We start from the raw sequence: 23,704 nt of genomic DNA on the forward strand, positions 1-23,704 counted from the left end.
GTTCTTCTTAACATGGCACGTAAACAACAAACTCGTAAACGTCGTGTGAAAAAGAATATCGAAGCGGGAATCGCGCATATTCGTTCGACGTTCAACAACACAATTGTAACTATTACTGACATGCAAGGAAATGCACTTTCATGGTCAAGTGCGGGTGCATTAGGTTTCAGAGGTTCCCGTAAATCGACTCCGTTCGCTGCTCAAATGGCTGCTGAAACAGCTGCAAGAGCATCTATGGAACATGGCCTTAAAACATTGGAAGTAACTGTTAAAGGACCAGGTGCTGGTCGTGAAGCGGCAATCCGTTCACTTCAAGCAGCAGGTATCGAAGTTACTGCAATCCGTGATGTTACTCCGGTTCCGCACAACGGATGCCGCCCACCAAAACGCCGCCGTGTATAATGGCTTTTATTCCATTTGATTGAGAAACACAATTTTTGTCAAAAATAGAATTGTGCGATTGCATTTTGCCGTCTGTGAAAATCGATTTCAATATGGAACGGCCTATATACATTCGACGTTTTGAAGGAGGGTAAATGAATGATCGAAATTGAGAAACCGAAGATTGAAACAGTTATGATCAGTGAAGATGCCAAGTTCGGTAAATTTGTTATCGAACCGTTGGAGCGTGGGTATGGGAACACATTAGGGAACTCCTTGCGCCGCATCCTTCTTTCCTCATTACCAGGAGCTGCCGTAACGTCTATTCAAATCGATGGGGTCCTTCACGAATTCTCAACTATTGAAGGTGTCGTGGAAGACGTTGCCACCATTATTTTGAATGTGAAGAAACTGGCTCTCAAAATCTATTCGGACGAAGAGAAAGTGATTGAAATAGATGTTAAGGGTGAAGGTACGGTTACTGCTGCCGATATCACGCATGATAGTGATGTTGAAGTATTGAATCCGGAACTTCAGATTGCGACCCTCGGTAAAAATGGACATTTACGCATGCGCATGTATGCGGTCCGTGGAAGAGGCTATGCACCTTCTGATCAGAACAAACGTGAGGATCTTGCGATTGGTGTTATTCCGATCGACTCTATTTACACTCCAGTTTCACGCGTCAACTTTCAGGTGGAAAACACTCGTGTGGGTCAAATGACGAACTTCGACAAGTTGACACTTGATATATGGACAGATGGCAGCATCGGTCCAAAAGAAGCGGTTTCGCTCGGGGCAAAGATCCTGACAGAGCATTTAAATATATTTGTCGGCATGACAGATGAAGCACAAACTGCTGAAATCATGGTAGAAAAAGAAGAAAACCAGAAAGAGAAAGTTCTTGAGATGACGATCGAGGAATTGGATCTTTCCGTGCGTTCTTACAACTGCCTGAAACGTGCAGGCATCAATACCGTTCTCGAACTTGCCAACAAGACCGAAGACGAAATGATGAAGGTGCGAAATCTTGGCCGCAAATCACTTGAAGAAGTGAAAGCAAAACTAGACGAGCTGAATCTTGAGTTGCGTACTGAAGATTGAGCGATCATATAGATTGAAGGAGGGAAACTTCGATGGCATACAGAAAATTAGGTCGTACAAGCTCACAACGTAAAGCGATGCTTCGCGATCTAGCTACAGATTTAATTGTACATGAGCGTATTCAAACGACAGAAGCGCGTGCGAAAGAAGTGCGTTCCGTTGTTGAAAAAATGATTACGCTTGGGAAACGCGGTGACTTGCACGCACGTCGTCAAGTGGCACAATTCATCCGTCGTGAACTCGTTACAACTGCTGATGCAGAAGGTAATGAACAAGAAGTGTTTGCAATTCAAAAATTATTCGATAACGTAGCTCCTCGCTATGCAGAGCGTCAAGGCGGTTACACTCGTATTTTGAAAATGGGTCCACGTCGTGGAGACGGCGCACCTGTTGTAGTAATCGAGCTTGTCTAATCCTTAGGCAGCGAATTTAGTAAGATCCAACCCCGGGCGGAAGCCGAAGGGGTTTCATTCGGCGCAAGCCGTGCAGATCGGTCCGCATCGGCGGGTTTCGATCTGCTTTCAAAAAGGGTGTGTCTGACTTGTGCAGAGCCACACCCTTTTTGAAAATAATTCTCTATTTATACGACAATTTGAAAAGCTGAGTGTTACGATCAGCGGCGTAGCAGTTGCCGACTGGTCTAGCTCTACGCACCTCATCCGCCGTGTCGGATTGAGCACCCGGCACCAGTCATAGATTTGTGCGCATTTCTTCGGATGAGGTGCGCGCTTTTTTTATTGGATTTAATAACGAAAGAAAGCTGTTACGGTGAACCGTTGCGATCATGCAACGCCATACATAGTGGCTGATGGACTCGGAGGTGGTTGATGATGAAGGAAATTCTGTCCATGGACCAAGTGAGCTTTTCCTATCATGTGGAAGGCGAAGAAGCGAGAAAAGCGGTCGATCATGTGTCATTCACCGTCAATGAAGGGGAATGGATTGCCATCGTCGGACATAACGGGTCGGGCAAGTCGACTCTCGCCAAATTGATGATCGGGTTGCTCTTTCCGAGTGAAGGGAACGTCAATTTATTTCTGGAGCCGTTGACGGAGGAGAACTTATGGGAGATTCGCTCCCGCATGGGGATCGTCTTTCAGAATCCGGACAACCAATTTGTCGGTTCGACCGTACAAGATGATGTGGCCTTCGCCTTGGAGAATAACGGAGTTCTGTTCGAAGAAATGGTGACCCGTGTGCACGAATCGCTGCAAAAAGTGAATATGGCCGATTTCCTTGATCATGAACCGCATCATCTATCGGGAGGCCAGAAGCAACGTGTGGCCATAGCAGGAGCATTAGCGTTGCGGCCCGAGCTTCTCATTCTGGACGAGGCGACGTCCATGTTGGATCCGCAAGGACGGGATGAGGTCATCCGGGTCGTCAGCGAGTTGAAACAGGAAACGGGCTTGACGGTCATCTCCATCACCCATGACTTGGAGGAGGTTCTGTTAGCGGACCGCATCATTGTCATGAATCGAGGCAAGATGCTAAAGGTCGGCACTCCGGCGGAGATCTTTGCAGATGGGGAGGAACTGGAGAGAATCGGATTGGATTTGCCATTCGCTTTGAAGGTATCCGGTTTGTTGCGGGAAGCGGGATTGCCACTGGATGGCGAGCATATGACGGAAGAAGAGTTGGTGAATGAATTATGGACATCTCACTTCAGCAAGTAGGGTATTTGTACGGGAAAGATACACCGTTTGAGAAGCGGGCCTTGCAAGACGTGAACGCGACGATCGATTCGGGATCCTATACGGCGATCATCGGTCATACGGGTTCCGGTAAATCGACGTTGCTCATGCACCTGAACGGCTTGCTCAAACCGTCGGAAGGCGTTGTACAGATAGGTAACGCGAAAATTTCCGCCGGGACCAAGGCGAAAGGGTTAAAGGACATCCGGCGCAACGTCGGGATCGTCTTTCAATTTCCGGAGCATCAGCTGTTCGAAGAAACGGTTGAAAAGGATATCATGTTCGGCCCGATGAATTTCGGCGTATCCGAAGTAGAAGCGCGGCGACGGGCCCATGAATTGATTGAATTGCTCGGTCTTCCTCCCGAAGTGGCGCAGAAGTCCCCGTTCGATCTCTCCGGTGGTCAGATGCGCCGTGTCGCCATTGCGGGTGTCCTGGCCTTTAACCCTTCAGTTCTCGTCTTGGACGAACCGACAGCCGGGCTGGATCCCAGAGGACGCAAGGAAATCATGGACCTGTTCTATCGGCTTCACCAGCAAGAGAAGCTGACGACGATTCTAGTGACGCATAGTATGGAAGATGCCGCCCGATATGCCGACCATCTGATTATTATGCACGGAGGACGGTCGGTCATGGCCGGAACGCCGGAAGAAGTGTTCAGCGATGAAACCAAACTTGCTGAATACCGGTTGGGCGTGCCACGTTCGGTCAAATTCCAGCGGGATATCGAAAAGTTGATCGGACGGACTCTGCCTGGATTGGCCTTGACGGAAGAACAGCTCGCTACGGCGATTGCTACTGCTGCGAAGGAAGGTGGCCGCTAATGCTTGAGAAGATGATTTTCGGCCGCTATATTCCGGGGGACTCGTTCGTTCACCGACTGGATCCCCGTTCAAAGCTGTTATTCGTCTTTTTATTTATCATCGCTGTCTTTTTGGCGAATAATGTCGCAGCATACGCGGTATTGTTAGGCTTTACGTTATTGACTATTTTCAGTTCGCGGATCCGGCTTTATTTCCTGATCAACGGGTTGAAACCGATCATTTTCCTCATTATCTTTACCCTGCTTATGCACATCTTTTTCACGAAAGATGGGGCTTTGCTGTTCGAATGGAAATTCATCAAGATATATGAAGAAGGACTCCGGCAGGGGATATTCATTTCCATCCGTTTCCTTGTCCTTGTGTTAATGACATCTGTCTTGACTCTGACAACTTCTCCGATCTCCATAACGGACGGGATGGAGGATTTGTTGGGGCCTTTCAAGCGGTTCAAGTTACCGGTCCATGAGCTGGCTCTCATGATGTCCATATCGTTACGTTTCATCCCCACATTGATGGACGAGACGGATAAAATCCTGAAGGCGCAATTGGCCCGGGGTTCGGACATTAGCACAGGCTCGATCAAAGAGCGGATCCGCGCGGTGATCCCATTGCTCGTCCCGCTCTTCGTCAGTGCCTTTAAACGGGCGGAGGACCTGGCTGTTGCAATGGAAGTGCGAGGCTACCGTGGAGGCGAGGGACGCACGCGATACCGACAGCTACATTGGCATTGGCGCGACACGGCCGCTATGGGGCTGCTCGTTGTCCTGGTCGTGATCCTCTTACTGGTGAGATCGTAAGGAGTGGAAGGAATGCAGACGAAACGTGTGAAAGCTACCGTTTCCTATGACGGGACCCAGTTCGCGGGGTATCAATTCCAACCGGGCATGCGGACCGTCCAAGCGGAAATCGACAAAGCCCTTCGGAAGATTCATAAAGACAAGACGGTCTATTCGGTGGCGAGCGGCAGGACAGATGCCGGGGTTCATGCGTATGGGCAAGTGATTCATTTCGATACGAAGCTGGATTTGTCACCCGATCGCTGGGTCATGGCGCTGAATGTCCTGTTGCCGAAAGATATCCGGATAGTCGGGGCGGAATATGTCGATGAAGACTTCCATGCGCGTTATTCCGCAACGGGGAAGACCTATATCTTTAAATGGTCGTACAGCGAAATCCAAAGTCCGTTCGAGCGCAATTACGCCGTCCACCTTGGCAAATGGAAGCCCGATGTGGAGCGGATGCGGAAAGCGGCTGCTTATTTCATTGGCCAGCATGACTTTACGAGCTTTTGCTCATCCAAAACAGCAACTGCCAATAAAGTGCGGACTGTCCGTCTGCTGACACTTGAGGAACGGGATAATTTGCTCGTTCTGACGATTGAGGGAGACGGCTTTTTATACAATATGGTGCGGACAATTGCGGGGATGCTGCTGGCGGTCGGGATCGGCTGGAACGCCCCCGAAGACGTGAAGGAAATCCTCAAGTCGGAGGACCGGAAAAAGGGACCCAAAACCGCACCAGCACACGGTTTATACCTCCATAGCGTAACCTATGGAGACTGAGGCAACTTTTCCTGGCGTTTTTCCGGAAATCGCTTGACTTATTGTGGAATATCCTATAAGATGAGTAATGGTATTTCAATAACCCCACAAAAAAGCCCCGGAAGGTTTCTTGTGTTTAGGGATAGAGAAAACGGAACAGATTGATTTATTAGGAGGATTACTACTATGCGTACAACATTCATGGCTAAAGGTCACGAAGTAGAACGTCAATGGTTCGTTGTAGACGCTGCAGGACAGACGCTTGGCCGTTTGGCAACTGAAGTTGCTTCGATCTTGCGCGGTAAACATAAACCGACATTTACACCACATGTTGACACAGGTGACCACGTCATCATCATCAACGCTGAAAAAATTGAATTGACAGGCAACAAATTGAAAGATAAAATCTACTACCGTCACACGGGCCACACAGGCGGCATCAAGCAACGTACAGCGCTTGAAATGCGTACCAACTACCCGACAAAAATGCTTGAATTGGCAATCAAAGGAATGCTTCCAAAAGGTCCACTTGGTCGTCAAACATTCAAGAAACTTCATGTGTATGCTGGAGCGGACCATCCGCACACGGCACAAAAACCGGAAGCCTACGAGCTTCGCGGGTAATTAAGAGGAGGAACCACCTTTGGCACAAGTACAATATCTCGGCACTGGCCGTCGTAAAAGTTCAGTAGCTCGTGTACGTCTCGTCCCTGGAGATGGCAAAATTGTCATCAACAACCGCGACGTCGAAGACTACGTACCATTCGAAACACTTCGCGAAGTTATCAAGCAACCACTCGTTGCAACTGAAACTCTTGGAAGCTACGATGTCCTTGTAAACGTCCACGGCGGCGGCTACACAGGACAAGCAGGCGCAATCCGTCACGGTGTTGCACGCGCACTATTGAACGTAGACCCTGATTTCCGTCCAACGCTTAAATCTGCTGGACTTCTTACACGTGACGCACGCATGAAAGAACGTAAAAAATACGGTCTTAAAGGCGCTCGTCGTGCACCTCAGTTCTCGAAACGTTAATATTTGTATCATATCAACCCTTTCCTGGTGTTTGCCGGGGGAGGGTTTTTTATTATTTGGCGGGGTTTTGATTTTGCAATCGTCCGAGAGTTGTTGATTGATTGGTTGATAGGAGCTTTATCGTCCGGAAGCGGTCCTAGGCGCGCTGGTTTGGTCGATTGTAGGGAGGAATAGCTTGGGGGTAGACCCGTTTGTACTGGTTTGGTCGTTTAAAGGGTTTTTAATTGCCCGGGAGCTGGATGTTTGTGCTCGTACGGTCGTTTAGAGAGGGTTTAATTGCCCGAGGGCTGTATGTTTGAGCTTATTTGGTCGTTTAAAAGGGTTTTAATTGCCCGGGAGCTGTATGTTTGTGCTCGTGTGGTCGTTTAAAGAGAGTTTAATTGCCCGAGAGCTGTATGTTTGGGTTTATTTGGTCGTTTAGCAGGGTTTTAATTGCTCGGGAGCGGTCCGTTTGTGCTCGTGTGGTCGTTTAAAGAGGGTCTAATTGTCCGAGAGCTGTATGTTTGGGTTTATTTGGTCGTTTAGCAGGGTTTTAATTGCTCGGGAGCAGTCCGTTTGTGCTCGCGTGGTCGTTTAAAGAGGGTTTAATTGCCCGAGAGCTGTATGTTTGAGCTTATTTGGTCGTTTAAAGAGTTTTTAATTGCCCGAGGGCGGTCCGTTTGTGCTCGCGTGGTCGTTTAAAGAGTTTTTAATTGCCCGGGAGCGGTCCGTTTGTGCTCGCGTGGTCGTTTAAAGAGAGTTTAATTGTCCGAGAGCTGTATGTTTGAGCCTATTTGGTCGTTTGTAGGAGTTTTAATTGCCTGGAAACGATTCATTAGGGTGTGTTCGGACGTTTAAAGGGATTTTAATAGCATAAGAGGAATCCGGGCAAATTCATCTAGTTTCGTTTAATCAAAAAAGCATTCGGAAAGCCTATAAGCTTACCGAATGCCCTTGAAACTCTATGTGCGGATTACATAATGTCTTTGTTTTTTACTGCCGACAGGTTGAAAGTTCTGCACCAGCACTCTGCGAATCGTTTTACGTGAATCGATGATCCTGCACCATTGTTGAATAATGGACGTCGTAATCCGTTGATCCGGAAAGAGCAGAGTCAATTCCTCTATACTTCTCATGATGCTGTTTTCAACTGATTCATCATATCCGCACTTGTTGCAAACGATTTTTCTTCCCGTCTTTATCATAAAAGAATGACACGTATTGCAAAGAATACCTTTCCCTAAGTGTTGGAAATGATAATCCGGCATCCGGGCGTACGGTGAAATCGGCAAGTGCATCTCCAATAAATGATCCGCGAGCTCCCGATGCTGCCTGCTCAGCAAGGATGGGTTCTGATTGATTCTCTCCAAAAATCGATGCAGTTGAGAAGGCAGGATAATGGGCGCATTCACCGGGGCCTCATACAGAGTAAATTGAGGATTCACAAAAGCGATATATCCTTTCACCGGGAGCTGGATTTTCAATTTACTCAGCAGGGAACGGAACAGGGTGATGCTGCGGTTCAATTGATGCAGCGGATTCAGAATCTCTTGATCGGAAGGGAGGATGCGGAAGTTTTCCGCCCCATATACATAGTCGCCTTCGTAATTTTTTATTTCAAAAAGCAATATCCCCTTCTCGGAGATCAGCAGCGTATCGATTTGGAAAACGGAGTGGTTCTGTTCCAGGCAGAGGTCGTGAAGCAGGTAACCGACATTCTGCAACCTCTCCATTAATAACTGATCGAACCGTTGCTCCCCTTGCCATCCTTTCTCAAGATGCATATGGCGTTTGCCGTCCTGTTGCAATAAGGACATTTTCCTCTGCAAGGAGCGCAGGATTTTCATTTCATTTGCTAAAGCACGGGGCTTTAGAACAATCACCAACTACTTCAACTCCTGTTCAAATAAAATCAGGGAATAGGTGAAGTATGGGGGAATGACATCAAGAGGGGATGGGCCCGCAAGAAGAGTATTCGTCAAGGGAGCCACGAATCCTTCTTTCACTTGAAATTCAGGTAGAATGTTAGGAATAAAAGGAGGGGGATCCGCTCAGGATAGCAGGGTTCGAGTTGTTTCCTGATAGATGGATAATGGATCGGCGTGCCTGGACTTGCGCTACTTTTACCAGTATCAATCAAACACCAGGCATCTGCTATTTGAGGATGCCTGGTGTTTTGCAATCGCGTAGTTCTGTGCGAGATCAACAATTGTTTGCTACGTCAGGACTCTCCGCCTGCCAACGCAATTTTGATATGGGCTAAATGATGTTCTTCGTGCCAGGATAATTTTGCCAATTTTGTTGCCACGGTGATTTCACCGTTTTCTCGATGAATGAACGGCCGATTTAACTGCTCTTCCGTTATATTGCTGAACAGTGCTGCAAGACGTTCATTTATGCCTTCTAGCATCTTAAGGGAGCTTTCTACGGGGAGCATGGTATCCGGCTGAACGACCCACTTGTCCTGATCGAAAGCCGGGACTGTTGGGTTGTCGTCTGTCAAAGCCAGTTTCAGACGTTGGTACATATTCAGCTGGGAATCCGCTATGTGATGAACCAACTGGCGTATGGTATAACTGCCTTCGCGGTATGTTTTTTCCAATTCCTCCTCGCTCAAAGAGCCAACCGTTTCTCTTAACCGATCCGTATACGTTTCAATTTCCTTCCGCCATTTTTCAATATCGGCTGTGCTTACATTATCAGGGACTTGCAATGACCCAATCGGAAACTTTACATCCATTTTGACATGCCCTCTTTCTCTGATATTTGTTTTGCTTGTCTACTAAATATAACACTATTTCTATTGTTGTTGAATTATTCCGAAGTTCTTGTTATTGCAGGAACAAACTACGCCATTCGGATGATTTTGCAAATCCGTTCTTTTGTCATCTATAAAATTCGCTATAATCGATTAAAAAGGCAATGACAAAGGAGAAAGAAGGATGAAGAAGCTTTTATATGGTCTGCTTTGTACGCTCATAGTGTTGGCAGGCTGTACAGCTAAAGAAGAAACGCAAGTTCAGGCGCAGGCGGAGACAAAAACGGAGCCTGCTGAACAAGAATCGACCGGTTTTGAACTGGCAGAGCCCGAGTATTATGAAATAGAAGGCGTTGATCGTGAATTGACAGACGTAGAAAAAGCTTTGCTCCGGAAACCGGGTATTTACAGCGGAGACAACTACGATGAAGAAAAAGTCAAGGACGCGATTGACGAGTGGCCGGACGATCTGACGGAGGAGCAGTATTTGAATGAAATGTTGCACCTTCTTGGAGAAGATTATTATGAAGGGATGAAGACTTTTCTAACGTTCAATCCGACGGTGGCTGTAGATCATGATAGGCCCGACGAGCAAGTGAACCAGCCGAAGCTGAAAACGGCCCATTACGCCATTCTGATCGATGCGAGTGGAAGCATGAAAGCGATGGCGGGCGGCAAGTCACGCATGGATTCAGCGAAGGATGCGGTCCTGGATTTCGCCAAACAGATTCCGGAAGATGCAACCGTATCGATGCGGGTGTATGGCCATAAAGGCTCCGGCAACCAAGCGGATAAGGAACTTTCCTGCAGTAGCACGGAAAACTTCTATAATGGGAAATTTGAAGAGACAGCATTCCGGGAGGCACTCAACAACGTGAAACCTGCGGGTTGGACGCCGATCGGACTTGTCCTGGAAACCGTAAAAGAAGATATTCCGGAAGATGTAGATGAAGCGGTTGTCTATGTAGTGAGCGACGGCATCGAAACCTGTGGCGGTGATCCGGTGAAAGCGGCGGGAGAACTCGTTTCCGGCAATATTCAGACGGTCGTCAATATTATCGGCTATGATGTCGATAATGAAGGGCAGACCTTGCTGAAAGCAGTGGCTGATGCAGGGAACGGGGAATTCATCTACGTTGATTCCGAGAAAGAACTGAAAAAATATATGCGGGAGCAATACGAAGTGATTCAGCAGCAATGGTGGGACTGGAAAGAGAAAGGCCAAGATGCAGCTTGGGATCAGAAAGTTGTCCTCCAAGAGCTTGCTTGGGATACAAAAGTTGAGCTGCAGGAAAAGTCCCAAAGGGAAAAAGAACGGCTGCAGGCTGCACAAGAGTATCTTCGGACGAAGTATGAGGACAGCGGTCATCCCGTCCGCAACCTGTACCGTAATTTGATTGCCGACCAGCATGCAAAATATAATTATGTCACAAAGACGGGCAACGATCTCTACAATGAAAGTACAAAAAACGGCAATAATTTGTACAATGAAATTACCAAGGAAGGCAATCAGAAATATAACGAAACGATTAAAAAGAAACTCTCAGAGTAAGCAGCTGCTGTATGTCCGAGAGTATAATCAGGCACCAGGCCCACCATCATTCAGGGGGCCTGGTTTTTTTCTGCAGGGCGCTGTGTATCTACTGGAGTTCCGGCAAGCAGAAGGGATAGGGCTTTGCGTGTGCTATTTGGGGCTCTAAGCATGAAAGTTTCCTTGTAAAACTTTATGTAGGCGGTTGGTAGTGTTGCGAAGTGTACGTTCAAATTATGGAAAATCCTGTTTGACTTTAGAAGTGTATTACGTATATAATACAAATTGCAACGTGTATTAACCGTTTAATACATTCGAAGTCATACTTTATGCGGTCAGTGTATTAACATAGTAATACACAACAGCATGTTTCTGGGTGGATTCTTTTATAATCATTGTATTAGAGAGTTAATACAATTTTGGTCAATGGGGTATTGTTCATATTTTTGCTTTTTGTGTATTAACCGCTTAATACAGGGTGTTGATAAACACATTATGTTTTTAGGAGTTGGGACTATGGCTGTAAAGTTTAATAATCGTGATCCTGTTTATGTCCAAGTGATTCGGCATTTTAAAGAACAGATTGCAAGAGGTACCTTTGAGCCGGGTCAGGAGATCCCATCAAGAAGGGAACTGGCAAATCGGCTAAAGATTAATCCGAATACGGCGCAGCGAGCGTATAAAGAAATGGAGGAACAAGGGTTGATTTTTACGGAAGGGAATTTACCTAGTCGCATTACGAAAGATGAGCAGGTGTTAAAAATGGTAAGAGAGGAACTGATTTTGGAGGCAGTTGAGACGTTTGTTCAGTCGGTTCGCACCATCAATGTGCCTGTCCAAGAGGCCTTAAATTTAGTGAAGAATACGTACGAAAAGGGAAACTAACTTAATGGGGGGATCTTGATGATTGAAATAAAAGATGTAACAAAGAAATTTGGCAAGAAGAAAGTGTTGAAAGGCGTGTCTTTTACTGCTGACAAAGGGAAAATCACTTGTTTAATCGGCATCAATGGTGTCGGGAAAACAACCATTATGAAAGCGATTATGGCATTAACACCGATTAATAGTGGTGAAATCCTCATTGATGGTGAAAGAATTCATAAAGAGAGCTATGAAAAAATTACCTTCATACCCGATACGATCACGATGCTGCCGCAAATGCAAATACGAGATGCTTTTACATTCATGGCTGACTTTTACGACAGCTGGAATCAGGAACGCGCCACTGAACTTCTTCACTTTTTTAAACTGGATGAAACAGATCGAATTTCCGAACTGTCGAAAGGCAATACCGCAAAAGTGAACCTAATTCTTGGTTTAGCCATGGATGTCGATTATGTCTTAATGGATGAACCTTTTTCAGGAATTGATATATTCAGTCGTGAGCAAATTGCCGATGTATTTACGAGTCATTTAATTGAAGGCCGGGGAGTTATTATAACGACTCATGAAATTAATGATATCGAACATTTAATTGATAAGGCGGTTCTGCTAGATAATGGCGTAGTTTTAAAAGAATTTGATACAGAAGAAGTTAGGGAAACAGAAGGGAAATCAGTAATTGATGTCATGAGAGAGGTGTATCAAGCATGAACCGTTATTTGAAGTTAGTCAATTTCGAGTTTACTCGTTTTTTTAAGCTATATCTTGTTTTGATTGGAATCACGATCCTTTCGCAAATTATTGGGGTTATTGTGGAAGCGCAATTGTATTTAAGTCGTAGAAGTAAGTTTAGTTACAATGAGTTAGTGCCAAAAAGCGAGTCTATCCAATATGCGAAAATGTCTTTTTTAGACATATATCGAACAGCTTGGTTTATGGGACCCATTGTAGTTTGTCTCGTTACCTTACTAATTTACGTCTTTTTTATTTGGTATCGTGATTGGCTTGGGAAAAATACATTTAGTTATCGTTTGTTCATGTTGCCAACAGCACGTCTCCATATATATTTAGCAAAGGCGACAACGATTTTATTTTATGTTTTAGGTCTCGTTGCCTTACAGCTATTATTACTGCCAGTTGAAATTAAAGTTTTACAGTGGATGGTTCCAAGTGAGTTCCGTACCGATCTCACTGTTCATGAAATTATCAATGTTCCTGATTTGGAGATCTTGTTTCCAAATACTTTTATTGAATTTGTGCTTTATTATGGTACTGGAATCGCGGCTGTTTGTATTGTTTTTACAGCGATCTTGTTTGAACGATCTTATCGCATCAAAGGGATTCTGTATGGACTGCTCTATTGTGCAGCTTCCATTTTCATCTTCATTGCACCGATACTAGTGAATGAGTTCATTTTAAGAAATTACTTTTATCCAACAGAACTATTTTTCATGGAAATAGTAGCAGGTCTTCTTGTTTTGGCTTGTGCAATTTGGACGGGTAATTTTCTGATTAAGAATAAAATAAGGGTTTGATGGGGGTCACATAGATGAAGCGCTATTGGAAAACCATTTCAATTTGTTTGGTGACGCTACTTGTTATCGGAACTTTTTATATACAATCAAGCTTCGCTGCAAACAACCATGTGAAAATTGAATTTGAAAAAGTTAGTGGCAATGAGGATGAAGTGAAACATTTGATGCTGGACGGTCATTACCCAGTAGGTCACATGTATCAGCCTTTACAAATTACTAGTGAAGAAACAATTGATCCAAGCAACCTATCATTTTTGAGAAAGTTAGAGAGATTAAGCGTTCCGCCACGTTTTGATGATTTAGTGAAACAGCACAGGGCTTTTATGCGGAGTAAGTATTTGATGCCTAATTATTTTTTTGAAAATGACAATCTAATAGCATATGCCAATATTAAAGCGAAAAACAATGTACACCCAATGACAGGGTTATCCTTTGATATTGAAGTGCTAAATAAAGAAACAAAAGAAATTACACCGATCCAGTTAGATATACCTGAAAGAGAGAATTATGGTTGGATGCAGGTTGAAGATGTCCAAGTCATAGATGGTGAATTAAAGATAATTACACGGGGCTCTCGGATAAAGAAAAATATTGAAAATGAATTACGAGTCTATACATTTGATGTGAGTGAGAAGAAATTGCTAAGTGATGAATCGATTATTTCTATTCCTGCGGTAGAGAATGGCTGGTCTGATGTAAGAATCATAAATGATCATTACTCCATGCAGCAAAATAAATTTCTGTTAATTAAAATAGAGGCTGTTGAAAATGAAATGGTACAAAGCGATGGAGAATTAAATCCAGTTATTAATGAATTCATGGTGTATGATTTAGAAAACAATCAGTCTAAAAAACTAGCCGTCCCGGAGGAAGCACTGAATTCAATAAATAATGCGTCTGCTATTCTTAATTCTACACTCTATATTCCATCACAGTCAGCCAGTGGTTTAGAAGTCCACCAGTATGACATTCAAAACGAAAAATGGGGCGAAACGCTGACATATGATTTAGATAGTATGGATGATGAGAATGCTCCTTATATGAAGGTGATGAATGGAAAGTTGTATACCGTTCATTCAACAGATAACGGAAACACCATTTTTATAGGAGATTTAGCAACAGGGGAATCCTTATATGAAGGAAAACTAAAAGTAAAAAATGAAAGAGAAGATCAAAAGGATTTTCAGCTGTATATTCATGAAATTGAGTATGTTCAATAATGAACCATTGAGAAACCCAAGAATGTTGAAACACCAACATCTTGGGTTTTGGTGTTTCGTTATGCACTTTTACTTCTTGGTGCAAGTGAGGTCAAGACGACCGCTATTTAGAAATTAGTCCCTTCCAACAGCCGTATATTTGTTGTCGCCATGCGGAAACTAACTTGAAAAGGTCTAATTACTTATGTAAGAAATGAGGCTGTTTATGATGATTGTGCGGCTGGGCTATGTGGCGATGAGTATGGAATTGAAAAATGCGTCTCCGTCGAAAACGATGACGTTTGCCCAGTTCCAAAAAATCGAGGATCGGGAAGCGGCGATCCGGAAGTTGGAACGGATTGCATTGGAGAATTTGGAAAATACACTCCGGCTACTAAAACATAATGTCTTTAATGACATTCACTTTTACCGCCTTACTTCTCGGCTGATTCCTTTGGCCAACCATGAGGAGCTTTCGGGTTGGGATTATATGCGGCCGTTAAAAGGGAAGCTGCGCGAAATCGGGGAGTTTGTCAGGAAGCACGATCTGCGCGTTGATTTTCATCCTGACCATTTTGTTGTGTTGAATTCCCCGAAACCAGACGTATTGATCAATTCGTTACGAACTTTAAAACTGCATTATATGCTATTAAAGGGAATGAAAATAGATCCGACTCATCGTTGTGTACTTCATGTCGGCGGCAACTATAAAGAAACGGAAACATCATTGGAGCGTTTTGTTACCAATTGGAGCGAGGTTCCGTCACCCATTCAGCAGCTGATCATGCTGGAAAACGATGACACTTCATTTACACTTGAGGATACGCTTTTTCTATGCGAGAAATTAGGAATTCCGCTCGTATTTGACTATCATCATCATCTAGCTCATCACCGTGAGGCATCGTGGGAGGATCAGTGGGATCGGGTCACTACGACATGGAAGGGCTCTCCTCTTCCGATTAAAATGCATATCTCTAGCCCGAAAAGTCAAAAAGAATTTCGCCATCATGCCGATTATGTGGACGCCGACATGTTTTTCAGGTTTTTGAACGGAATCAAAGGTTCCGTTCCACAAATCGATTGTATGATTGAGGCCAAACAGAAGGATGAAGCCCTGTTTACATTAATCAGGGAAATTGAAAAAAGGGAAGAAGTGGAGATAATCGATGGTTCTTCTTTTTATATAAAGTAAATTGTTGAGTATAAAAAAAGGAATAAAATACTTTCAACTAAACGAAGCGACAGGTGACAAAGTAAGGGCAGAAGATGGTATGATAAACATCGATCTTCTGTCTACTTTGCGTTGTCAGTAGGAATGTGAATGAATGCTGGTCTTCGAGAAGGGAGACTGGCAGAGGAACAGAGGTCTACGGGAGGACAATTATGTTATTGAGTTCAGTAGTTATTTCAGTCATTGTCATGGCAGTGCTCAGTTTGCTCCGTGTCAATGTCATTTTTGCCATCTTAGCTGCGGCCGGTCTTGCCGGCTTAATGGAAGGCTTATCATTAGCAGAAACAACAACAATTCTCGTCTCAGGAATGGGCGGACAGGCGAATACGGCGTTAAGCTATATTTTGCTCGGTATGTTTGCGGTCATGATCGGCATGTCTGGTATCGCCGGTTTCTTGGTGAAGAGCTTGATCAATGTATTGAAAGGTAAACGGGCGATCTTAGTGCTGGCGATTGCGGGGGTATCTTGTTTATCACAAAACGTGGTACCAATACATATAGCATTCATTCCGATTTTAATTCCACCGATGCTTCATTTATTCGATAAAATGCAAATTGACCGCCGAGCGTTAGCTGCTGCATTGACATTCGGCTTGAAGGCTCCGTATATTATGGTTCCTGCGGGCTTCGGATTAATTTTTAAAGGAATTATCATCGATGAAATGAAAGCGGGCGGCATGGATATTTCGCTTGCTACTGCAAATATGGCCATGCTTATTCCAGGCTCAGGAATGATTGTTGGTTTATTGGTAGCTATTTTTATTACATATCGTAAAAAACGTGACTACGGTGATGGACAGGCAGGGTTGGTCAATGAAGAGCGAGAGGAAGCTGTTCAAGAGCAGGACCTGCGTTTTACGTATCGCCACGTTTTTACGATTGCATCAATTCTCACTGCGCTGGCTGTTCAGCTGATTACGGACACTCTCATATTGGGAGCGCTCGCCGGAATCTTCGTGATGTTCGTAACGAATGTCATCCCATTCCGTGATGGGGACAAGATTGTAAATGACGGGATTGGCATGATGGGTATGATTGCCTTCGTTATGCTGATCGCTTCGGGATATGCCACCGTACTGAAAGAGACAGGCGCTGTAAATACGCTGGTAACATCTGCAGCAGACATCATAGGTGATAATAAAGTGACGATTGCCATCGTAATGCTACTCGTCGGATTATTGATAACGATGGGAATCGGTTCATCCTTCGGTACGATTCCAATTATTGCGGCACTATTCGTGCCAATTTGTGCAGCAGTCGGTTTTTCTCCAATGGCAACAGCTGCCTTGATCGGGACAGCGGGAGCGCTCGGAGATGCAGGTTCACCTGCTTCCGACAGTACCCTCGGACCGACAGCTGGATTGAATGCAGACGGCAAGCACAATCATATTTGGGATTCTTGCGTGCCGACCTTCCTTCATTATAGTATTCCTCTTTTTCTATTCGGGTTGATTGCTGCCGTAGTTTTATGAGATGAAGCTAAATAAAATTGCGTAATCCGCTTCCTTGCAGGGTATAGCACAGTAAGGAGGTGTCCGTATGGTTTCAGCTGTGTTGGAATGGTTAGTCGGGCCGTTGAATAATTTCATTTGGACGTATATTTTAATCGCCTTACTATTGGTGTTGGGTGTCTATTTCACCATCCGTACGAACTTTGTGCAAATCCGGCTGTTCGGGGAGATGTTCCGCCTCATTGTTGAAAAAAAGGAGAGCAATGACGGTGTTTCCCCTTTCCAGGCATTCACAATCAGTGCCGCGTCTCGCGTCGGTACGGGGAATGTCGCCGGGGTGGCTCTCGCGATCGGAATCGGCGGACCCGGTGCCGTGTTCTGGATGTGGATCATCGCCATTATCGGAATGGCAACCGCGTTTGTAGAGAGTACGCTCGCCCAAGTGTATAAAGTGCGGGATGGTGACACGTTCCGTGGTGGGCCGGCGTATTACATACAGAAGGCACTCGGCAAGCGGAAGCTTGGGGTCGTATTTGCGGTCCTTTTGACGATGAGCTTTGGTTTCGTGTTCAATTCGGTGCAATCCAATACGATCAGCCAATCATTCGTGGATGTCTTCGGCGTGCCGAATTGGGTTGTTGGAATCTTTCTCGTAATCTTGACTGCATTTATTGTATTTGGCGGGGTGAAGCGCATTGTTAAAGTGACGCAGGCGATCGTCCCGATCATGGCTACGTTCTACATCATTTTGGCGCTATTCATCGTGGCCATCAATATCACCCAGATTCCGGCGATGTTCTTCTTGATCTTTGAACATGCCTTCGGATTGAAAGAGTTCGTCGGCGGCGGGGTTGGGGCGGCGATGATGCAAGGGATCCGCCGGGGCCTGTTCTCCAACGAGGCGGGTATGGGGAGTGTGCCGAATGCCGCGGCGACGGCCAATGTGTCCCATCCGGCCAAACAGGGGCTTGTCCAAAGTTTGGGTGTGTTCTTTGATACAATCATTATCTGTTCGGCTACGGCATTCATCATCTTACTCGGCGGATTGTATGAAACGGGGGAACAGAACGGTATTTTGTTGACGCAGGCTTCGATGGCAGTCCATGTCGGTTCGTGGGCCCCTTACTTCGTCGCCATCGCCATCATGTTCTTCGCTTTCAGTTCCATCGTCGGGAACTATTATTACGGTGAAACGAATATCGAATTCATCAATGCCAATAAAAATTGGATGGTACTTTATCGGATTCTCGTGTTGGGGATGGTGTTTTTCGGGGCGATGGCCAAAGTGGGGGTCGTCTGGGATATGGCGGACTTGTTCATGGGCTTCATGGCGATCATCAACTTGGTAGTCATCGTGTTGCTGGGGCGGGTCGCTTTCAAAGTGTTGCAAGATTTTACAGCCCAGCGCCGCCAAGGCCTCAACCCGGTTTTCAAAGCGGATTCCATTCCGGGATTGAAAGGGGCGGAATGTTGGGAGGGCACGCTCGCCGATCCGGATGAACGGCTGTAAAACGGTACCGAACAATTAAAAAAGTAAATGCAAAAAGGAACCAGGTCCCCTGAAAATCAGGATGGGCCTGGTTCCTCGTTGTTCTTCATAACAATAACCTCAAATACCTTTCAAAATTCACCCCGGCTACAGTAGGTGTTCCTTCCGCATCAGTATCCTGAATGGCTGCCGTCAAAAACGTTTCCGCAAGCCGGATTGCCTGCTCAAGATCTTCCCCGCGCATCAGACTGCCCATTAAGACGGATGCGAATAAATCACCTGTACCGGAATAGCTTTTTCCATTAAACGGAGCAGAACTATACACGGTTCTGTCCCCGCTTACATACATATTTCCGATAACTTGGGTATCTCCCGGCGGATTAATTCCCGTTATGATGATTTGGGCGCCGGTTTCCTGCTGGAGTTGCTGGCCAGCTTCCTGGATCGCTTTTAAAAAGTCTTTTTCGTTTCCATAGCGATACAGCCTGTCATACGATAATCCGGTCAACAGGCAGCATTCCGTTACATTCGGCGTTATGACATCTGCCTGTTTAATCAGTTCTTTCATTTGCCCCAGCAAGTCATCATCAAAGTTCGTATACGCCTCTCCTATATCTCCCATTACAGGATCCACGAGTAACAAGGTATCTTTATTATAAAACGTATCTAAAAAAAGAAGGATGTGGGTAATTTGCTCTTTACCTGTAATGAAGCCCGTATGTATCCCGTCAAAATTTGCATTCAGCTTGTTCCATTCTTCTATAAAAAACGGCATTTTCGCTGTTAAATCCTCGCAGAAATAACTCGGATATTCCGTTTGCGCCGAAAAGATGGCAGTTGGTAAAGGGCACGCTTGGACTCCCATTACCGACAGGACGGGAATGGCAGCTGTGAGTGAGCATTTACCGAACGATGATAGATCTTGGATGACCGCGACTTTTTTCATGGTTTCCTCCGTAGATGTGTGCCTGATGATTTACCTTCATCATATCAAAGGTTAGTGCACCTGTGTAGGAGGATGGGGTTATGATGCCAGGTACAAAAATTAGAGTACCTGGCACCTCTTCTATTCCCCGATACTACAAACAACTTCGGCCACTGCTTTTGCCGCAACGAGTAGGGCATCTTCGTCAATATCCCATTTTGGATGATGGTTGAAATAGGCCTTTTCCACGCCTTTCGGTTTGCTGCCAATATAGAAAAAGCAAGCTGGGAATTTTGCTGCGTAGTAGGCAAAGTCTTCTGAGCCGGAGAATGGTTGAAATTCGACGATTTTCTTAATTTCCGGTTCCTTTGAATTTTCGACGGCTTTAACTACACCGGCTGTAATCTCAGGATCGTTGTAAAGCGGCGGATAATCCGGAACATACTCCAGTTCACATGTCACCCCGAATTCCGCTTCAATGCCCTTTACAATCCGATGGACTTCCTTATCAATCAATTCCTGCGTCTCGGCAGTCATATATCGAACATCGCCTTCAATCTCGATGCTGTCTTTGATAACGTTAAATTGACCTTTGCCGTCGAATGATCCGATGGTGATCACTCCCATGTCAAATGGGTTCAATCGACGACTGATTACGGTTTGAACGGCCGTTACGAAATATGCACCCGCTACGATGGCATCATTCGCTAAATGAGGGGATGATCCATGACCGCCGACACCTTGTATCGTCAATTTGAAGTAGGTGCGGCCTGCCATTGCATAGCCGCTGCGGTAACCGACGTCGCCGGCCGGATTCGTTGGGAATAGATGAATCCCGTATACCGCATCCAAGTCATCCAGGAGGCCGGATTCAACAATACTTTTTGCTCCACCGGGCGGTACTTCCTCCGCATGCTGATGGATGATTTTATAGGTCCCTGATAACTCTGCTTTTAATTGAATCAAGCAATCCGCAAGAATGAGTAAATAGGCTGTATGCCCATCATGCCCGCAAGCATGCATCACTCCTTCATTTTTCGATTTGAAGGGTACATCGGCTTCCTCATGGATGGGCAATGCGTCAAAATCCGCACGCAGACCAATCGTTTTACCAGGTTTCCCGCCTTTGATAGTCACGATGATACCATATCCATTTCCAACATTCGTTTGAATGTCAACGTCTTTCCCTTTGTAAAAATCGATAATATATTGCGCTGTCTTTTCCTCTTTAAAGGATAACTCCGGATTTTCATGCAAATGACGGCGGATTTGAATCATTTCTTCTTTTCGCTCGTCAAGCATTTTCATGAGTTGGTTCTTCATCCTTTCATCGCCCTTTCGTCCACGATATTTTCTTTTAGTCCTGTGTTATTTGGAATAAGAATGATGATAGAGAGTAATGCAACGACGGCGAAAATAACGTTTGCAGCAATCCCCGCGGATGCAGCCAACGAGACATTGCTCACCGCGGATATGGAAGCGTAGACTGTCGCGGAAATAGCTACACCGAATGCACCGCCCAGCGAGCTCGCCATCTTATATATTCCGGATGCTGCACCAATTTTATCATCGGGCGCATTCGCAACAGCCGTATCCGTAGAAGGTGTCGCATACATTCCCAAGCCGATGCCGAATAAAGCAAAACCGATAAATACGATAATCGTATAAGTGATTCCGGGTAAGAACGTGAGTCCCATGACCCCTACACCAATTACGGTTAAAATCGTCCCCCATACCATCGGTTTTTTTGCTCCCACTCTTTGCAGTATTTTCTCACCTACGCGAATCATCCCAAGAACCGCAACTAAATAGCCGAGCGATAAGATTCCTGCTTGAAAAGAAGTGAAGCCTCTCCCGACTTGGACATACGTATTTGCCACCACAAGCGTTCCAGCAACCGCATTTAGCAGGAAATTTGAAATGGTAGCTCCTGTATACGCCTTATTTTTGAATAACCCAAATTCGATCAGTGCGCCAGCTTTTCCTTTTTCGATTTTGATGAAGATGATAATCCCGATGATTGCTACGACCAGTAGCGTTAATGTGAGTGCACTCGTCCAACCTAGGTCAGCGCCCTGTGTGATGAAGATATTTAATGCAACCATTGTAATAATAAAAACAATCAAGCCGCTGATATCAAACTTGTTTCTCGATTTCTCACCTTTACTTTCAGGTACATCTTTCATCAACCAGAGAGCAAGTAGCGCAAAAACAATGGAGAAGATGAAAATCCATCTCCACCCTAAATAGGTTGCTATGGCACCACCCGCGAATGAACAGACACCGGAACCGCCCCAAGAACCAATGGACCAATAACTAAGGGCACGTTGCCGTTCTGCCCCCTCGAAATAGGCTTTCATTAAAGCGATGGTTGACGGCATAATACACGCTGCCGAAAGACCTTGAATAATCCGACCGACGATGAGTAGAAACGCACCGTTCGTAAAAACTAAACATAAAGAGCCGATGATACTTAAAATCAATCCAACATATGTTATTTTTTTACGCCCGACTTGATCCGCAAGGCCGCCCGCTGCCACAATAAAAATACCCGAGAATAACGCGGTTAAACTGATGGCGATGTTCAAAGTTCCTAGCGAAATACCCAAATCGGATTGCACTGCTGGAACTACGTTCACCATAGCTTGTGCAAAAAGCCAAAATGTAAGGACCCCAAAGACAATGCCCGTGATCATTTTATTGTTACCTTTGTAAGTTGTCGCCTCCATAGTAATCCTCCCTTACAACTAAAATCATTTCAGTCATAAGTATCTAACGAAAGCAACTTTTGATACGCAATGTTGGAGGCAAAACTTAATGGGGAATACAAGGTGGACGTTACGAGGGTGGGTGTAAACGTTGAGAAGTTGGGTTTGGAGCGTTTAGAAGTTTAAGTGAAACGTTATGGAGCCTGCTGTCAGCTAGGAAAGGACAACGGCTATTATCGCAAAATTTGCTTTGTATACCAAGACAAAAGGGTAACCACCCTCCGCTAACTGGCAAGTAAGCAGGGTGGTTACCATTTGGTGAAATTCATCAATTACCCATAATAATAGAGGATCAGTTCATCACCAAGCCGCCATCGACGATCAAATTCTGTCCCGTGACGGAACGGCTCCAAGGGGAGGCGAAGAAGAGGACCGCGTCTGCTAGTTCAGCCGGTGTGGTGACTTCGCCAAGAGGGGTGTTCTCCTTAATGATGTCAAACACAAAATCGGGTGTGGCCGCACTGGCGTCCGTTTTCAATAATAACCCGCCGGAGACCATGTTGACGTTGATGCCTTTTGGGCCGAGCTCTTTCGCCATATTGCGGGTCATCGACAGAAGGGCGGCCTTGCTCGTATTGTAGTCGTGGTACGGTACGACGGGATGTTGGAATAGGTTGGTTCCGATATTGATAATACGACCGAATTTATTTTTCACCATATCCGTTCGGCCTGCTTGCCATGTATTGAGTGTCGCCTTGACACTGCCTTCGAATTGTCCGGCGAAATCGCTCCACTCAATCGTGTCCAACTGCTTCCGATCGTCTCCGTTGAATGAAAAGTTGACAAGGGCATTGTTGACGATCGTTGTAATCGCTTGGCCGAAATGTTCTTTTGCCTGTTGGAATAATTGCTTCACATCTTCCGCGTTGCGCACGTCCGCTTGGATTGGAAGGGCATTATCCCCAATCTCAGCTGCGACCGCATTTGCCTTGTCTTCACTGGAAAAATAGTTGACGACCACTTTTGCACCTTCCCGCCCGAATGCCTTTGCAATTTCGGCTCCCAACCCCCGGCCTGCTCCTGTTACCAAAACGACTTGATCTTTCAATTCCATTTCATTCATCTCCCCATTCAATTTTTACATAAAAAAAGAGACCACTGGAGAAGTGATCTGCATCTACATAAACGTATCCGCCACTTCCCTCCGCCGGTTTAACCCGGATCAGGTTCTAAGGGTCGGAGTTGTCTCCTCTCAGCCGAATGGCGCCCCCAGTGATCTGTTTCCTATTGTCTTCGGAGTTAGTGTACCATACTTGGGTTAATGGTGACAGTCGCCCGTGTAATCGGAAACTTAGGGATAATTCGGAATGGTTGCTAGGTTGTGGGGTTGTCGCCTTTTTCACCACTTTCTGTTTTATTATATTTTTTTCAGGAAT

The 23,704-nt window shown here is 45.4% G+C and carries 23 protein-coding genes and 1 riboswitch; of the genes, 17 read left to right on the top strand and 6 right to left on the bottom strand.

The window, feature by feature from the left end; translation table 11 throughout:
- The first annotated feature begins 12 nt into the window (after positions 1-12).
- The 9 genes from rpsK (at position 13) to rpsI (ending at position 6,580) form a co-directional block, all read left to right on the top strand.
- Positions 13-402, top strand: coding sequence for a 30S ribosomal protein S11 (gene rpsK / locus AB1K83_RS10915; RefSeq protein ID WP_413058223.1), 390 nt, complete (start codon positions 13-15; stop codon positions 400-402).
- A 138-nt stretch (positions 403-540) separates the two neighbouring features.
- Positions 541-1,485: a DNA-directed RNA polymerase subunit alpha gene (locus AB1K83_RS10920; RefSeq protein WP_413058224.1), complete on the top strand. Its 945-nt coding sequence runs from the start codon at positions 541-543 to the stop codon at positions 1,483-1,485.
- 32 nt (positions 1,486-1,517) lie between these two features.
- On the top strand, positions 1,518-1,898 hold the full coding sequence (gene rplQ, locus AB1K83_RS10925; protein ID WP_413058225.1) for a 50S ribosomal protein L17: 381 nt from the start codon (positions 1,518-1,520) through the stop codon (positions 1,896-1,898).
- A 417-nt stretch (positions 1,899-2,315) separates the two neighbouring features.
- On the top strand, positions 2,316-3,161 hold the full coding sequence (locus AB1K83_RS10930; protein WP_413058318.1) for an energy-coupling factor ABC transporter ATP-binding protein: 846 nt from the start codon (positions 2,316-2,318) through the stop codon (positions 3,159-3,161).
- Complete coding sequence (locus AB1K83_RS10935) at positions 3,137-4,003, top strand: energy-coupling factor ABC transporter ATP-binding protein (RefSeq protein ID WP_413058226.1); 867 nt, start codon at positions 3,137-3,139, stop codon at positions 4,001-4,003. The genes AB1K83_RS10930 and AB1K83_RS10935 overlap by 25 nt, the downstream gene beginning before the upstream one ends.
- Positions 4,003-4,800, top strand: a complete 798-nt coding sequence (locus AB1K83_RS10940) for an energy-coupling factor transporter transmembrane component T family protein (protein WP_413058227.1) — start codon at positions 4,003-4,005, stop codon at positions 4,798-4,800. The genes AB1K83_RS10935 and AB1K83_RS10940 overlap by 1 nt, the downstream gene beginning before the upstream one ends.
- 12 nt (positions 4,801-4,812) lie before the next feature.
- Positions 4,813-5,565 carry a tRNA pseudouridine(38-40) synthase TruA gene (truA, locus tag AB1K83_RS10945; protein ID WP_413058228.1) on the top strand — a complete coding sequence of 251 codons (753 nt, stop codon included), beginning with the start codon at positions 4,813-4,815 and terminating at the stop codon, positions 5,563-5,565.
- Positions 5,566-5,730: 165 nt separating this feature from the next.
- On the top strand, positions 5,731-6,168 hold the full coding sequence (rplM, locus tag AB1K83_RS10950) for a 50S ribosomal protein L13 (RefSeq protein WP_413058229.1): 438 nt from the start codon (positions 5,731-5,733) through the stop codon (positions 6,166-6,168).
- 19 nt (positions 6,169-6,187) lie between these two features.
- On the top strand, positions 6,188-6,580 hold the full coding sequence (rpsI, locus tag AB1K83_RS10955) for a 30S ribosomal protein S9 (RefSeq protein ID WP_340746154.1): 393 nt from the start codon (positions 6,188-6,190) through the stop codon (positions 6,578-6,580).
- A 941-nt stretch (positions 6,581-7,521) separates the two neighbouring features.
- Here the strand turns inward: rpsI and AB1K83_RS10960 are convergent.
- Positions 7,522-8,442: an NERD domain-containing protein gene (locus AB1K83_RS10960; protein WP_413058319.1), complete on the bottom strand. Its 921-nt coding sequence runs from the start codon at positions 8,440-8,442 to the stop codon at positions 7,522-7,524.
- Between the two features lie 338 nt (positions 8,443-8,780).
- Entirely contained in the window at positions 8,781-9,299 is a 519-nt protein-coding gene (locus AB1K83_RS10965) for a YfiT family bacillithiol transferase (RefSeq protein ID WP_413058230.1), read from the bottom strand.
- A gap of 202 nt (positions 9,300-9,501) precedes the next feature.
- On the opposite strand from AB1K83_RS10965, the gene AB1K83_RS10970 reads away from it, so the two are divergent.
- The 8 genes from AB1K83_RS10970 to AB1K83_RS11005 all read left to right on the top strand — a co-directional run bounded on the left by AB1K83_RS10970 (position 9,502) and on the right by AB1K83_RS11005 (position 18,656).
- Positions 9,502-10,869, top strand: coding sequence for a VWA domain-containing protein (locus AB1K83_RS10970; protein WP_413058231.1), 1,368 nt, complete (start codon positions 9,502-9,504; stop codon positions 10,867-10,869).
- Between the two features lie 495 nt (positions 10,870-11,364).
- The gene (locus AB1K83_RS10975; RefSeq protein WP_413058232.1) at positions 11,365-11,733 is read left to right on the top strand and encodes a GntR family transcriptional regulator; all 369 of its coding nucleotides are present in this window, start codon (positions 11,365-11,367) and stop codon (positions 11,731-11,733) included.
- Positions 11,734-11,751: 18 nt separating this feature from the next.
- Complete coding sequence (locus AB1K83_RS10980; RefSeq protein WP_413058233.1) at positions 11,752-12,441, top strand: ATP-binding cassette domain-containing protein; 690 nt, start codon at positions 11,752-11,754, stop codon at positions 12,439-12,441.
- Positions 12,438-13,265: a hypothetical protein gene (locus tag AB1K83_RS10985; protein WP_413058234.1), complete on the top strand. Its 828-nt coding sequence runs from the start codon at positions 12,438-12,440 to the stop codon at positions 13,263-13,265. Before AB1K83_RS10980 ends, AB1K83_RS10985 begins: the two co-directional genes overlap by 4 nt.
- Positions 13,266-13,279: 14 nt before the next feature.
- Positions 13,280-14,485: a hypothetical protein gene (locus AB1K83_RS10990; RefSeq protein ID WP_413058235.1), complete on the top strand. Its 1,206-nt coding sequence runs from the start codon at positions 13,280-13,282 to the stop codon at positions 14,483-14,485.
- A gap of 205 nt (positions 14,486-14,690) precedes the next feature.
- Positions 14,691-15,656, top strand: a complete 966-nt coding sequence (gene uvsE / locus AB1K83_RS10995; protein WP_413058236.1) for a UV DNA damage repair endonuclease UvsE — start codon at positions 14,691-14,693, stop codon at positions 15,654-15,656.
- Between the two features lie 191 nt (positions 15,657-15,847).
- Entirely contained in the window at positions 15,848-17,167 is a 1,320-nt protein-coding gene (locus tag AB1K83_RS11000; protein ID WP_413058237.1) for a Na+/H+ antiporter family protein, read from the top strand.
- A 67-nt stretch (positions 17,168-17,234) separates the two neighbouring features.
- Entirely contained in the window at positions 17,235-18,656 is a 1,422-nt protein-coding gene (locus AB1K83_RS11005) for an alanine/glycine:cation symporter family protein (RefSeq protein ID WP_413058238.1), read from the top strand.
- An 85-nt stretch (positions 18,657-18,741) separates the two neighbouring features.
- On the opposite strand, the gene AB1K83_RS11010 is transcribed toward AB1K83_RS11005, so the two are convergent.
- From AB1K83_RS11010 to AB1K83_RS11025, 4 genes are all read right to left on the bottom strand, one after another.
- A complete protein-coding gene (locus AB1K83_RS11010) occupies positions 18,742-19,581 on the bottom strand; it encodes a pyridoxamine kinase (protein WP_413058239.1) in 840 nt (279 codons plus the stop codon).
- A 120-nt stretch (positions 19,582-19,701) separates the two neighbouring features.
- Entirely contained in the window at positions 19,702-20,883 is a 1,182-nt protein-coding gene (locus AB1K83_RS11015) for an amidohydrolase (RefSeq protein WP_413058240.1), read from the bottom strand.
- A complete protein-coding gene (locus AB1K83_RS11020; RefSeq protein ID WP_413058241.1) occupies positions 20,880-22,289 on the bottom strand; it encodes an MFS transporter in 1,410 nt (469 codons plus the stop codon). Before AB1K83_RS11020 ends, AB1K83_RS11015 begins: the two co-directional genes overlap by 4 nt.
- A 331-nt stretch (positions 22,290-22,620) precedes the next feature.
- The gene (locus AB1K83_RS11025) at positions 22,621-23,382 is read right to left on the bottom strand and encodes a 3-oxoacyl-ACP reductase (RefSeq protein WP_413058242.1); all 762 of its coding nucleotides are present in this window, start codon (positions 23,380-23,382) and stop codon (positions 22,621-22,623) included.
- A 68-nt stretch (positions 23,383-23,450) separates the two neighbouring features.
- Positions 23,451-23,549: riboswitch (TPP riboswitch) on the bottom strand.
- Between the last annotated feature and the right edge of the window lie 155 nt (positions 23,550-23,704).

Source organism: Sporosarcina sp. 179-K 3D1 HS (assembly GCF_047228905.1).
Lineage (GTDB): Bacteria > Bacillota > Bacilli > Bacillales_A > Planococcaceae > Sporosarcina.